Genomic DNA, 12781 nt, shown 5'->3' with positions numbered 1-12781 from the left:
AAAGGACGACCCGAACGTACCTCGGTTCCGCGCGGCGGGGCTACGGGCGAACGCGTTTCCCACGACCGCGCATCGGGTTTCCGATCGTGCCACTGGCACCGGTGGCGTGATTCGGCTTCAATGCCGCCGGGTTCCGGCGCCCCGGCCGGAGCCGGTATCGGTGGCACGGCATTCGCCGCGACCCCGATTCACCCACCGGGCGGCACGGGCGCGGACGAACGGGCCGGCGCGCCCCTGCGGTGACCGGCCGCCAGGACAGCAGTCTGGAAGTTGTCGCGGCGACGGGCCGGCAAGGACATTGAGTCGACCGAAACGCGCCCCGACCCGCAGCGAGGTGACCGCCCATGACCCACGTCCGGCCCGTCATCGGGACCGACCGCACCACCACGACCAGACCGGGACGACTGATCGTCGGCAGCGTGATCGCCGGCGTGCTCCTGGCCGTGCTGTGGTCCTACGAGTTCGTCGATCAGGTGATCGGCGCCAACGTGGCGAACACCCTGCTCGGGGAGGAGGCCGCGACCGCGTCGATCGCCGGCACCGCCGCGGGCCTCGCGTTCGCGTTCGTCTCCGGGCTGGCGGGCACGTTCACCGCGTGCAACATCGCCATGGCGGCATCCATCGGACCGATGAGCCAGGCCGGCGGTGCGTCGCAGGGAACCGCGAGGGCCCTGTTGCGCCCCTTGGGCTTCTTCACCGCGGGCATGGTCGGGGTGTCGGCGCTGTACGGGGCGGTCGGCGTGCTGATCGGGCCGAGCCTGCCGCAGCTGTCGAGCGCGACGATCGGCACGATGCCGGTGCGGCTGCTGCAGTCGGCGATCGTGTTCGGCCTGGTGGGCCTGGCCATGGCCTACCTCGGGCTGGCCGCGATCGGCGTGCTGCCCGACCTGTTCCGCGACCGGCCGGTCGCCCGCGTGGTGGTGCTCGGCGCGCTGGTCGGCGCGTTCCTGATCGGCCGGCCCTACCCGATGTTCATCAAGCTGTTCCGATCCGCCGTGGACTCGGGCAACCCGCTGTTCGGCGCGGGGACGTTCGTGCTCCAGTCCATCGGCAACGTCCTGCTCGTCACCGTCGTGTTCGCGGCGCTGGCCCTGGGCACCAAGGGCCGCTTCCTGCGCTGGTTCAGCGCCAACACCCGCCGTTCGGCGGTGGTCAGCGCGGCGCTGCTCATCGCCCTCGGTGTCTTCCTGCTCGTGTACTGGGACGTCCGCGTCCCGTCGATCTTCGGGATCGGCTGGTTCCCGACCATGCCGTACAACTGACGAAGGAGTGCCCGTGACCGCGACAATCGCTGCCCCGACGACCACCAGGTCGGACTCCCCCATCCGGAACGGTGCGCTCGCCGGGCTCGCCGGCGGCCTCGTGTTCGGCCTGCTGATGGCCGGTGTCGGCATGCTGCCCATGGTGGGCATGCTGATCGGTGTCGAGAACGCCGTCGTCGGCTTCATCGTCCACCTGGTGATCTCGGCCATCGCCGGCGCGGGCCTCGGGCTGCTGACCCGCAACCTCAAGGCCGTGCCGCCCGTGTACGCCATGAGCCTCATGTACGGCGCGGCGCTGTGGGTGCTCGGCGCGCTGATCATCATGCCGCTGTGGTTGAGCGTCACCGCCGACCCGATGATGAGCGACATGGTGTTCGTCGTCGGCGGCGCCCAGTGGGTCAGCCTGTTCGGCCACGTGGTCGGCTACGGCCTGACCACCGGTGCCGTGCTGCTGGTGCTGCGCGGCCACGCGAAGTAGTGCCACCACCCGGTCCCGCCGCCTTCCCCTCCTGGTGGGACCGGGTGTCACCACTGCGGGAACACGCAGTGCGGCCGTTCACCGACCACCCCCCGAGTGGTCGGTGAACGGCTAGCGTGCGTCCATGGCGCACATCGAGCTCGGCTTGGACGAGACCCTCTTCCCCGGCATCAACGGACTCATGCGGTTCCGGCCCGAGACGGCCGTGCCGCTCAACGCGCTCGCCGAGGCCCTCCTGCGGGCCCCGAACTCGCTGCCCGCGGGCGAGCGCGAGCTGATCGCGGCCTACGTGTCCGGGTTGAACGAGTGCCGGTTCTGCTGCGACTCGCACTCGGCGTTCGCCGCCGCCCAGCTGGACGAGGGCATGACCCTGGTCCACCAGGTCCGGGCCGACCTCGACACCGCGCCGGTGTCGGAGAAGCTGCGCGCGCTGCTGCGGATCGCAGGCGCGGTGCAGGAGTCGGGCCGCAACGTGACCGCCGAGCTGGTGGACCGGGCGCGGGCGCAGGGCGCGACCGAGGTGGAGATCCACGACACGGTGCTGATCGCGGCGGCGTTCTGCATGTTCAACCGCTACGTCGACGGCCTGGGCACGCTCGCCCGCGACGACGCCGACGGCTACGACGAGGCCGCCCGCCGGATCGTGGAGCACGGCTACACCGGTTCGGCCTGATCCGCCTCGGCCCGCCGGTCGCGAGCCGACCGGCGCAGCCGCACCAGCGGGTAGGACAGCAGCACCAGCAGCACGAACGGCACGCCCACCTGCCACGCCGGTCCGAACGCCTCGGTGAACGCCGTCGCGGTCACCACCAGCACGACGTACAGCAGGCTCAGCACCGAGGTCACCGGCGCGCCCGGCAACCGGACCGGGGCCGGCGGCAGGTGCCGACGGGCGCGCCGGAACGCCAGGTGGCTCACGAAGATCAGCATCCACGCGACCATGCCGCTGAACATCGCGATGCCCAGCAGCACCGGGAACGCCGCGTCGGGCGAGAGGGCCGCGGCCACGGCGGCGGCGAGCAGGCCGGCGGTCGAGGCGAGCACCGCGTTCACCGGGCTGCCCCGCCCGGTCACGGCGGCGAGGGCGCGCGGCGCGTACCGGTCCAGCGCCAGGGAGTGCACCGTGCGCGACGCCAGGTACAGGGTGGTGTTCGCGGCCGACAGCGCGGCCGTGAGGATCACCAGGTTCATCAGGCCCGCCGCGGCCGGGACGCCGATCGAGGAGAACAGCCGCACGAACGGGCTCCGCGCGATGCCGTCGACCGCCGCCGCTTCCGTCCACGGCACGATCGCCACGATGATCCCGGTCGCCAGCACGTAGAACAGCGCCAGCCGCAGCACCACCCGCCGGGCCGCGCGCGGGATGTCCCCGGCCGGGCTGCGCGACTCGGCGGCCGTCATCGCCACCGACTCGACACCGCCGTAGCTGAACGTCGCCACGGTGATCGCCAGCAGCACGCCGGTCAGCCCGTGGGGCATGAACCCGCCGTGCGCGGTCCACGCCGCCAGCCCGGCCGCGTCCTGGCCGGGCAGGCCGAACACCACGCACAGCGCGCCGAGCACCAGGAAGACGACCAGCGCCGTCACCTTGACCATCGAGAACCAGTACTCGACCTCGCCGAACAGCCGCACGGCCGCGAAGTTCACCCCGAGGATCGCCAGCGAGAACAGGCACACCGACGCCCACAGCGGCACCTGGGGCCACCAGTACCGGACGTACAGGCCGGCCGCGACCACCTCGCCGCCGACGGTGATCACCTGGGTCGCCCAGTAGCACCAGCGCTGCACGTAGCCCACCAGTGGACCGGCGTACCGCGCGCCGACCGCGCCGAACCCGCCCGCCTCCGGGTGCACCACCACCATCTCGGCCACCGCGTAGGCCACCGCCACCGCCGCCAGCGCGCCGACGAGGTAGACCAGCACCACCGCGGGCCCGGCCATGGAGATGGCGAGGCTGGAGCCGAGGAACAGCCCCGTGCCGATGGTCCCGCCGAGGGAGATCATGCCGATCTGGCGGCTCGTCAGCTCCCGCCGCAACCCGCCGTTCGCCTGGTCCAAGGCAGCCTCCGAGGTCGCGCCGTCCGCGGGCAGCGCGACAGTGCCAGGCGCGGGCGGGTCGCACCATCGTCGGGAACGGCGGCACTTCGGCCAGCCGAAGCCCGTCGTCCTCAGTGGACCGTCGTGAACCGTTCGAACCGGAACGGGGCGAGCGCGTCGCCGACGTCCTCGCCCAGCACCTCGGCCGCGACGAGGTCACCCGCGTGCAGGCTCAGGGTCGCGCCGCTGTGCGAGACGGCGAAGTGGAAGTTCGGCAGCTCCACCACCCGGCCGAGCACGGGCAGCCCGTCCTCCGGGATGGGCCGCTCACCCACCCGGACGCTCTCCGCGGTCGCGGCGCCGATGCCGGGGTAGAGCGCGCGGGCCGCCTCGACCACCGCGGTGGCGGCACCGCCGTCGGCGGCGACGTCCTCGGGGTCATGCAGCAGCAGCCGTCCCCCGCCGTCCGGGCGGAGGTGGACGTGGGGCGCGTGCACCACCCGCCCCACCGCCACCGCGACGGGCGGCGTGCACACGAGCACACCGCGGGTGTTGCGCATCGGCAGCGCCAGCCCGGCCAGCTCCGCGACCCGCGCGGCGCGGGGTCCGGCGCAGTCGACCACCGCGTCCACCGCGGCCCGCCACCCCGAGGAGAGCCGCACGGTGCGCACCGCCCCGCCGGCCACCTCCAGCCCGGTCACGGCGTCGCCGCGCACCACCTGCGCACCCGCCCGCGCCAGCAGGTGGCCGATCAGCCGGGTCGGGGCGACCCAGCCCTCGCGGGGGAACCAGGCGATCCCGTCGTCGGGCAGCGCGGCCGGGTCGAGGTCGGGTTCGAGGTCCAGCGCCTCCGCCCGGGTCAGCCAGTGGGCCTCGTAGCCGTAGTCGAGCACGCCGTCGACCTTCGCCCGCAGGCTCGCGAGCGCGGTGTCGGTCGCGGCCCACTCCAAGTTGCCGGTCTCGTGGTACCAGTCGCTGTGCGGCACGGCGGCCGCCAACCGCCGGTGCGCCCGCATGCCGGCCACGTTGAGGTCGTGGTAGGTCCGCGGCTGCTTGCCGCAGGAGTTCGTCCACGAGAACGTCGCACCGGACGTGCCGCCGCCGGGCTCCGCCGCGTCGACGACGGTGACCCGGGCGCCCCTGCGGGCGAGCGAGGCGGCGACCGCCGCGCCGTAGACCCCCGCTCCGATGACGACGACGTGCGCGACCATGCGACCTGCCTCCCGAGCCGAGCCGAGCCGGGGCCGTTGCGTCGTTCCAGGTATAGCCGAGCGGCCGGTACCCCGCCACGCCCGTCCCGCACCGGCACGCCCGGATTGCCGTTGCGCGGTGACGGGGAATACCCGTCGCCAATTCCGGTCGGCGTGGCCGGAATCACACGCGCTAGCATGCGCGAATGAGCGATTCCGCTTTCCTCCCGCGCCGTCGGGAGCTGGTGCTGGCCGGGCGGACCGCCTCGCTCACCGAGATCGGCGCGCGCACCGGGCAGGCTTACCCGTTCGAGTTGTTCCGACTCCTGGTGGAACTCGTGTCCGGCCGGGGTGGAATGGTTCTGCTCTCCGCTCCGGTCCCCTGGCGCGAAGTGCTCGACCGCCACCCCGACGCGGATCAAAGCCGCTGGTCACAGCCGCTGAACCTGGCCCACTCGCTCGGTCCGCGCTTCTCCTGCGTCCGCCTGGACGACCTGCGCCGCGGCCCGGGCGAGGATTTCGTGACGGTGGACGAGCGCGGCGCGGTGGTGCCGCCCGAACGGCGCGCCCGCCGATCACGGCCACTGGTCATCCGGTTCCCGGAAGACTTCCCCTTGGTCATCGGTTCGTCGCACGCCATTCACGCACTGGCCTCCGCCGCGCCCGCTTCGCCGCACACCTTTCGGGCCCGGGACCCGCGGGTCGACTTCGCCGCATTCGACCACCTGTGGCACGGCCCGCCGGGCGCGGAACGCGACACCGTCGAAAAACTCCTCCGGACACCCGGGGGCCGCAACGGTTTCGCCGCCGCCCGGGAAACCGGGGAAACGTTCGGTTCGGCGCACCGGAATGCCTCGCTCGTCGGCGACGGACGAGAACCCGTCGCCCTCGTCCACCACCCCGGCGACGCGCAGTGCGCCGCCGACTTCTCGCCGTTGTTGCCGGCGATGCGCCGCCCGCAGTGGCTCGCCTTCCGCGCCGGCTACCTGTGCGGCCGACCGGACGGCCAGGGCGTCCTCGACCTCGTCGAGCACGGTGACACCACCGGCTGGGCGCGGGCCGCCAGGCGGGGCGACTGGGCCACCGCGCACGCCCTCGTGCGCACCCAGCTCACCACCTCCGACCAGGCAGACCCGCGCCCGGCACGCGCGTGCGACCTGATCGGCCGCCGCGCGCTGACCGACCCGGTGACCGTCGACGAGCACGAGCGGGCGATGGCCTTCGCCCGCTCCCGGAGCGGGCCGCCGGCGACGACCGACGAGGCGATCCGCGGGCGGCGCCGGCGGCGGTCCTGATCACGCGGGAACCGCGACGAACGTCACGGGGAACGCGGGTTTCGACACCGCATTCACATTTCCCGGTGGTCTGGAAATGATCGGGAACGCGCCCGTCCCGGCACGATCGGCGGTAGCGGATACCATGGGTCCGATGCCCCACGACGCGGAATCCGAATGGCACCGGCGCACCCCTCCGACGCCGAGGCGCACCGGCCGCCGCGGAGCCGGCACCTCGACGCTGCTGCTGTTCGTGGCGCTCGGCGCGGTCGTCGCCGCCCTGCTGGTCGTCACGACCGCCGTGCGCGGTGACCGGTCGGCCGACACCGCGGCCCGGGGGTCGACGTCCACGACCGCCCCGCCCACGTCCACGTCCGCGCCGTCGTCCCCTTCCTCCTCCGCGCCCCGGCCCGCGCCGGTCGTGGACGCGTGCGCGGAGAAGGTCGCCGCGCTGCCGCTGCGGGCCCGGCTCGCCCAACTGCTCGTCGTCGGGGTCGACCCGCGCGGTCCCGCCGACGCCCTCGCCGCGGTCCGCGACCAGCAGGTCGGCGGGATCTTCATCGGTGGGGACGACGTCGGCCTGCTCAGCGCCGGCGCGCTGGCACCCGTGCACGCCGCGGCCTCCCTGCCGCTGACCGTCGCCGTGGACGACGAGGGCGGGCGCGTCCAGCGCCTGGACGTGCTCGACGGCCCGCTGCCCAGCGCCCGCGAGATGGCCGCCGAGCTGACGCCGGACCAGGTCCGCGCCCTGGCCGTGAAGCGCGGGCAGGCGTTGCGCGCCCGCAGCGTGACCACCGACCTGGCCCCGGTGCTCGACACCAGCGGCCAGCCCGACCGCACGGTCATCGGCGACCGCTCGTTCAGCGCGAACCCGGACGTCGCGCTGGGCTACGCGCTGGCGTTCGCCGAGGGCCTGCACCAGGCGGGCGTCACGCCCGTGGTCAAGCACTTCCCCGGGCACGGCAACACCAGCGGCGACTCGCACCTCGGCGCGGTCACCTCGCCCCCGCTGGACGCGCTGCTCGGCGCGGACCTGCTCCCCTACCGGGAGCTGCCCCGGTTCGGCGACGTCGTGGTGATGGTCGGCCACATCGACGTGCCGGGCCTGACCAACGGCGTGCCGGCCACCCTCAGCCCGCAGGCGTACGCGCTGCTGCGCGGCGAGTTCGGCTTCTCCGGGCCCGCGATGACCGACGACCTGGGCGCGATGCGCGCCGTGACGGACCGGGTCGGCCTGCCCGACGCCGTCACGCAGGCCCTCGCGGCGGGCGCGGACATCGCCCTGTGGTCCTCCGGCGGTCGCGTCGCCGAGGTGCTGGACCACCTGGAGGGCGCGGTCGCGTCCGGCGCGCTGCCCGCGCCGCGCGTGGCGGAGGCGGCCAAGCGGGTGCTGACCGCCAAGCACGCCTGCTGAGCCTCCTGCGGCGAGGCCGCAGGAGGCGGCTCATATGCTGGCCCGTGACGTTCCGACACGGGAGGCGGCGGCAGTGCGATACGTGGCCATCGGCGACAGCTTCACCGAAGGGGTCGGCGACGAACGCCCCGACGGCACGCCCAGGGGGTGGGCGGACCTGGTCGCGGAGGGGATGGCGGCGGCGCTCGGCGAGACCGTCCGGTACGCCAACCTCGCCGTCCGGGGCAGGCTGCTCGAACCCATCGCCACCACCCAGCTCGACAAGGCGCTGGCCCTGTCGCCCGCGCCGACGATGCTGACCTTCAACGGCGGCGGCAACGACATGATGCGCCCCGGCATCGACGTGGAGCGGCTGGTCGGGCTGACCGAGCGGGTCATCCTGCGGTGCCTGGCGGCGGACGTGCGGCTGGTGCTGCTCAGCGGCGCGGACCCGTCGCAGCGGCTGCCGTTCGGCCGCATGATCCACCGGCGCGGCGAGGTGCTGACCGCCCGGATCGCCGAACTGGCCGCCCGGCACGACATCCTGCTGGTCGACGCGTTCAACGACGTCGAGAGCCGCCGGGCCGAGTACTGGTCGCCGGACCGGCTGCACCTCAACGCCGCCGGCCACCGCCGCGTCGCCTCCCTGGTCCTCAAGGCGCTGGGGCACACCGCCGAGGCGCACGCCGTCGCCCCGGGCCCGGTCGCCCGCCGGAGCCTGCGCGTCGAGACCCGCTACTACCGCGAGCACGTGCTGCCCTGGGTGAACCGCCGCATCCGCGGCATCTCCTCCGGCGACGACGCGACCGGCAAGCACCCCGACTGGGTGCCCGTCGAGGCCCGCCCCCTCGTCTGAGGGAGGCCGACCCGCCCGACGGCCCGCCGGCCGCCCGGGAGAGGGTGACGCCATGCGGAAACTGATCTACGGCATGAACCTGAGCCTGGACGGCTACATCGCGGCGGCCGGCGACGACCACAACTGGGGCGAGCCGAGCGACGAGCTGTTCCAGTGGTGGCTGGAGCGGGAGCAGGGGATCGACCTGCTGCTGTACGGGCGGAAGCTGTGGGAGACGATGAGCTCCCACTGGCCGACCGGCGACCAGCACCCCGGCGCCACCCCGACGGACGTGGCGTTCGCGCGGAACTGGCGGGACACGCCGAAGGTGGTGTTCTCCTCGACGCTCGACGGCGTGGCCTGGAACGCCCGCCTGGTCGGCGGCGACGCGGTCGAGGAGATCACCCGGCTCAAGGCCGGGGACGGCGGGCCGATGAGGGTCGGTGGCGCGACGCTCGCCGGGGCCGCCGTGCGCGCCGGGCTGGTCGACGAGTACGAGATCGTCACCCACCCGGTCCTCGTCGGCGGGGGCACCCCGTTCTTCGGCGCGCTGGACGACCGGGTGCGCCTGGACCTGGTGGAGACCCGCACCTTCCCCGGCGGCGTGGTGATGACCAGGTACCGGACGAAGCGCTGACCGCGCACGCACCGGTGGCCGTCCTCCGTGGTCCCGGCCGGTTCACCGGGATCACGGAGGCGCCGTCACCCGCCGGTGCCCGCGACCGGGTCAGACCAGGTCGTCGAACTCGCCGTTCTTCGCTCCCAGCAGGAACGCCCGCAGCTCGCCCTTCGTGTAGACCACGACCGGGCTCGCCTCGCCGAGGGTCGAGTTGCGCATGGCCACCCGGCCGTCGGCCGTCGGCGCGAGTTCGACGCACTCACCGCCGCTGCCCTCACCGGTGCTGAAGCTGCTCTTGCGCCACGCCAAGTGCTCCGTCATCGCTCAATCCGCATCGTCGTCGGGTCAAGGGGCTGCTTCCGGGCCGAAGGAGGCCGCTGCGTCCAGTATCAGGGCCTTGGAAGCCTGCAAGTCCAACGCGGCCACCCTGCGGCGGTCCCACACGGCCCGATAAGGCTCCGTCGCGGCCCGGCGGTCGCGGTAGAACGACTCCGCGTGCCCGTAGACCTGCACCACGTCGCCGGATACCCCGGCCGGGAAGCGCAGCAGCGAGAAGGTGGAGTCCATGCCGGGGAACGCCCCGGCGGCGATCGGCTGCACCTGGATCTCGACGTTGGGCAGCTCGCACGCGGCGGCCAGCACGCGGAGCTGCTCGCGCATCACGTCCGGACCGCCGACCGGCAGCCGCAGCGCGAACTCGTGGATGACGGCGCGGATCATCGGCGCGTCCCGCTTGGTGACGACCTGCTGCCTGGTCCGGCGCAGCTTGACCAGCTCCTCGATCCTGGCCGCGGACAGCAGTTCGCCGTTGCGCAGCCACAGCTCCCGCATGTACGCCTCGGTCTGGAAGTACAGCGGGATGAAGCTCAGCGTCACCGCCATGATCTCCACGGCGTCGTTGCGCTCCAGCTCCAGGTAGGCGCGGGCCCGCACCGGCACGAACATCGGGAACTCGCCGCGCTTGGTGCTGGCGCGGGCCTCCCGGGCCAGTTCGACCAGCATGGCCAGCTCCTCGTGCCCCACGCCGTAGGCGGCGGCCAGGGTCTCGACCTCCTGCCGCTTGAACTTGAACTGGCCGGACTCCTTGCGGGTCAGCGTCGGACCGGTGACCTCGATCAGCTCGGCCGCCGCGTCGCGGTCGATGTCCGCGTCCTTGCGGAAGCTGCGCATCGCCGCGCCGAGCTGGCGCCGCTGGCTGATCGCGCTGTCGTCGCTGTTCTTCACCAAGGCGCGCTCCCCGTCGTCCGATGACCAAGCTGTTAGTACGTGCTTACCGCACGTACACCCGAAAGGAAACCCGTTTCACCCGATAGAGCAGCGCAAAAAAGGTACGTACGTGATTAACTCATGCCGGAAGTGTTGTGCAGGCCACAGCGTCTCACGTGCGCGGCGGCCGACCCAGCGGGTCACCAACTCCGGAGGAGGCAGGGCATGGACCGGGACAGAATGCGGTTGAGCAGCGGCTTTTCGGTCACACGGCGTGCTCCCCGGCCGGCGCGGCGATGTCGTGCGGTGTCGATCACCACGCGCGGAACCACCCGTACGTGTGTTTTCGGCGCGGAGGTGGCGACGTGACCGCCGCGGGCCCGGGTGACCCGGAGTCGTGGTGGGCCACGCACGACAGCGGCACCGGCCTGCGTCCCAGGCCGGGCACGCGGGTGCGGCTGCGCGACGGGCGCACGGGGACCGTGACGGCGTACGAGGGCTGCTGGAAGTCCTGCGCGTTCCCCGTGCTGATCGACCGGACGGGCCAGTCGGTGATGGTGTCGGCCTCCGACGTCGCCGAGGTGGTGACCGGTGGGTCGAGGAAGGAGACGGAGGTGTCGGTGGACGACAACGGACAGGTGGAGGCGTCGTGAGCTGGGTGGACCGGCAGGTCGTCACGAGCGTGGGCCTGCGGTTGACCGAGGGCGTGTCGATCGACCTGCGCGGGAGCCTGGACAGCCAGGCGTTCCTCGCGATCGGGGACAACGTGGAGATCACGCTGGGCGAGTCGCACCTGCGGGCGCTGCGCGACCAGGCCGCGACGGCGTTGCGCGACATGGCGCGGGTCGACGCGGCCGAGGACGTCGTGGGCGACGCCTACCACGCCGGGGCGCAGGCGCTCACGGCCGCGGACGTGGCGCGGCGGGAGGCCGGTGCCGCGCGGGCGGCGGGTGCCGGCGAGCAGGCCGACCTGGCGGAGCGCGCCGCCGCGCGGGCCGCCGAGGCCGCGGAACGCGCGCAGACCGCCGCCCGCGCGGCGGCGCAGGCGATGGGCCAGGCCGACGAAGCGGCCGAGGCCGCGTGGGCGACGGCGAGCCTCGCCGCGCGGGCGGCGGGCCACCGGGGTCCGGCAGTGGTGTGAACCCGACGGCCGCCCCTTCGGGGGCGGTCGTTGCCCCGCCGGCCGATCGCGCGCCATGATGGCTGTCCGTCAGCAATCGACCGACAACGGTGGTGGTCTGGTGAACAAGTACCGAGTGGCGGTCGTCGTGCTGGCGGCGGTCCTGGTCACGGCGATCACCCCGGTGGCGCGAGCGGCCGCGGCGTTGCCCGCCGCGAGCTTCCGCCTCAAGGCCACCGCGTACTCCGGGCTGATCGACGACCTCGACGCGGCCCTGCCGAACGTGAGCGTCCCGACCGTGGTCGGCGACGGCAACCGCGCCGCCACCCCCTGCTCCCCCGCCGCCGCCAACCGCGTCGCCGCGTTCTGCTGGAACAGCGGTGACGACGACGTCGCCTACTGGGTGCCGCAGGGCATCACCACGACGGCGGACGCGTACGGCGAGGGCACCTACGAGGGTTCGACGGCGATCCTGGTGAGCTGGTACGACAACGGCACCGACGGGCTGGACCGGGGCATCCGGGTCTCGTTCGTGGACTACGCCACCCCTTCCGCGCCCACCTACCGCCACGTGCTGCTGGTCGAGCCCTGCACCACCGGCGCGGGCCAGGCGTCGTTCCGGCCGATCAACCTGCACGTGGGCGGGATGTTCTGGTACGGCCACCACCTCTACGTCGCGTCGACGAGCAGCGGTTTCCGCGTGTTCGACCTGCGGCACCTGTGGCAGACCAGCACCAGCGACGGCTCGGCCATCGGCCGCCAGGCCGACGGCAGCTACCAGGCGTACGGCTACAAGTACGTCCTGCCGCAGGTCTTCGCGTACAACCAGTCGACCACCGACGGGCAACCGGCGATCCGGTTCTCGTTCGCCTCCCTGGACCGCACGAGCACCCCCGACAGCGTGGTCGTCGGCGAGTACGCCAACCCGGGCGCGGGCAGCCGCCTGTTCCGCTTCCCGATCGACTACACCACCCGCATGCTGACCACGGCGCCGGACGGCTACGCCCACGCGAGCGAGGCTTACGACGTCTCGGTGCAGAGCATGCAGGGCGCGACGGCGATCAACGGCAAGTTCTACCTCTCGACCAGCGACGGCAGCGGCAACGCGGGCGACCTGGCCACGTTCGAGCCGGGCGGGTCGGTGGTGGTGCACCGGGACGTGCTGCCGATCGGGCCGGAGGACGTGTCGTACTGGCCCGCCAAGGGCCAGCTGTGGTCGCTGACGGAGTACGCGGGCAACCGATCGGTCTTCGCGGTGCGCGCGTCGGCGTACTAGGAGCTGTTTGGGGTTCGGATCATGTGGTTGGGGTCAGGGTCTTCAGCCACATGATCGCTCCTCGTAGATGCAGTCCTGCTTCGTAGCTTTG

The 12781-nt window shown here is 73.1% G+C and carries 14 protein-coding genes; 10 read left to right on the top strand and 4 right to left on the bottom strand.

What is annotated here, in order from left to right:
- Nucleotides 1-344 precede the first annotated feature (344 nt).
- From ACIGNX_RS27745 to ACIGNX_RS27735, 3 genes are all read left to right on the top strand, one after another.
- Nucleotides 345-1262, top strand: a complete 918-nt coding sequence (locus ACIGNX_RS27745; RefSeq protein ID WP_396543688.1) for a hypothetical protein — start codon at nt 345-347, stop codon at nt 1260-1262.
- 13 nt (nt 1263-1275) lie between these two features.
- Nucleotides 1276-1740 carry a hypothetical protein gene (locus tag ACIGNX_RS27740; protein WP_396543687.1) on the top strand — a complete coding sequence of 155 codons (465 nt, stop codon included), beginning with the start codon at nt 1276-1278 and terminating at the stop codon, nt 1738-1740.
- 124 nt (nt 1741-1864) lie between these two features.
- The gene (locus tag ACIGNX_RS27735) at nt 1865-2413 is read left to right on the top strand and encodes a carboxymuconolactone decarboxylase family protein (protein ID WP_396543686.1); all 549 of its coding nucleotides are present in this window, start codon (nt 1865-1867) and stop codon (nt 2411-2413) included.
- Here ACIGNX_RS27735 and ACIGNX_RS27730 read toward each other — a convergent pair.
- Complete coding sequence (locus tag ACIGNX_RS27730) at nt 2395-3798, bottom strand: amino acid permease (protein WP_396543684.1); 1404 nt, start codon at nt 3796-3798, stop codon at nt 2395-2397. The genes ACIGNX_RS27735 and ACIGNX_RS27730 overlap by 19 nt on opposite strands.
- Before the next feature lie 110 nt (nt 3799-3908).
- Complete coding sequence (locus ACIGNX_RS27725; protein ID WP_396543683.1) at nt 3909-4988, bottom strand: NAD(P)/FAD-dependent oxidoreductase; 1080 nt, start codon at nt 4986-4988, stop codon at nt 3909-3911.
- A 185-nt stretch (nt 4989-5173) separates the two neighbouring features.
- Between ACIGNX_RS27725 and ACIGNX_RS27720 the strand changes: the two genes are divergently transcribed.
- The 4 genes from ACIGNX_RS27720 to ACIGNX_RS27705 all read left to right on the top strand — a co-directional run bounded on the left by ACIGNX_RS27720 (nt 5174) and on the right by ACIGNX_RS27705 (nt 9106).
- Nucleotides 5174-6262: a hypothetical protein gene (locus tag ACIGNX_RS27720; protein WP_396543681.1), complete on the top strand. Its 1089-nt coding sequence runs from the start codon at nt 5174-5176 to the stop codon at nt 6260-6262.
- Between the two features lie 133 nt (nt 6263-6395).
- Entirely contained in the window at nt 6396-7655 is a 1260-nt protein-coding gene (locus ACIGNX_RS27715; RefSeq protein ID WP_396543679.1) for a glycoside hydrolase family 3 N-terminal domain-containing protein, read from the top strand.
- Nucleotides 7656-7728: 73 nt separating this feature from the next.
- The gene (locus ACIGNX_RS27710; RefSeq protein WP_396543678.1) at nt 7729-8490 is read left to right on the top strand and encodes an SGNH/GDSL hydrolase family protein; all 762 of its coding nucleotides are present in this window, start codon (nt 7729-7731) and stop codon (nt 8488-8490) included.
- Nucleotides 8491-8542: 52 nt separating this feature from the next.
- A complete protein-coding gene (locus ACIGNX_RS27705; protein WP_396543676.1) occupies nt 8543-9106 on the top strand; it encodes a dihydrofolate reductase family protein in 564 nt (187 codons plus the stop codon).
- Nucleotides 9107-9196: 90 nt separating this feature from the next.
- Here the strand turns inward: ACIGNX_RS27705 and ACIGNX_RS27700 are convergent, their stop codons facing one another.
- Both ACIGNX_RS27700 and ACIGNX_RS27695 read right to left on the bottom strand, forming a co-directional pair.
- Nucleotides 9197-9409 (bottom strand): DUF397 domain-containing protein, encoded by a 213-nt coding sequence (locus ACIGNX_RS27700; protein WP_396543675.1) that lies wholly within the window; start codon nt 9407-9409, stop codon nt 9197-9199.
- A 24-nt stretch (nt 9410-9433) separates the two neighbouring features.
- Nucleotides 9434-10312: a DUF5753 domain-containing protein gene (locus ACIGNX_RS27695; protein WP_396543673.1), complete on the bottom strand. Its 879-nt coding sequence runs from the start codon at nt 10310-10312 to the stop codon at nt 9434-9436.
- A gap of 347 nt (nt 10313-10659) precedes the next feature.
- Here ACIGNX_RS27695 and ACIGNX_RS27690 point away from each other — a divergent pair, with 347 nt between their 5' ends.
- The 3 genes from ACIGNX_RS27690 to ACIGNX_RS27680 all read left to right on the top strand — a co-directional run bounded on the left by ACIGNX_RS27690 (nt 10660) and on the right by ACIGNX_RS27680 (nt 12690).
- On the top strand, nt 10660-10947 hold the full coding sequence (locus ACIGNX_RS27690) for a hypothetical protein (RefSeq protein WP_396543671.1): 288 nt from the start codon (nt 10660-10662) through the stop codon (nt 10945-10947).
- A complete protein-coding gene (locus ACIGNX_RS27685) occupies nt 10944-11435 on the top strand; it encodes a hypothetical protein (protein ID WP_396543670.1) in 492 nt (163 codons plus the stop codon). Before ACIGNX_RS27690 ends, ACIGNX_RS27685 begins: the two co-directional genes overlap by 4 nt.
- 100 nt (nt 11436-11535) lie before the next feature.
- Nucleotides 11536-12690 (top strand): hypothetical protein, encoded by a 1155-nt coding sequence (locus ACIGNX_RS27680; RefSeq protein ID WP_396543668.1) that lies wholly within the window; start codon nt 11536-11538, stop codon nt 12688-12690.
- The last annotated feature ends 91 nt before the right edge of the window (nt 12691-12781 follow it).

This window comes from Actinosynnema sp. NPDC053489, assembly GCF_044544865.1.
Taxonomy (GTDB): Bacteria; Actinomycetota; Actinomycetes; order Mycobacteriales; family Pseudonocardiaceae; genus Actinosynnema.
The sequence above is the reverse complement of the archived record's forward strand: the minus strand, read 5'-3'. Positions and strand labels throughout refer to the sequence as shown.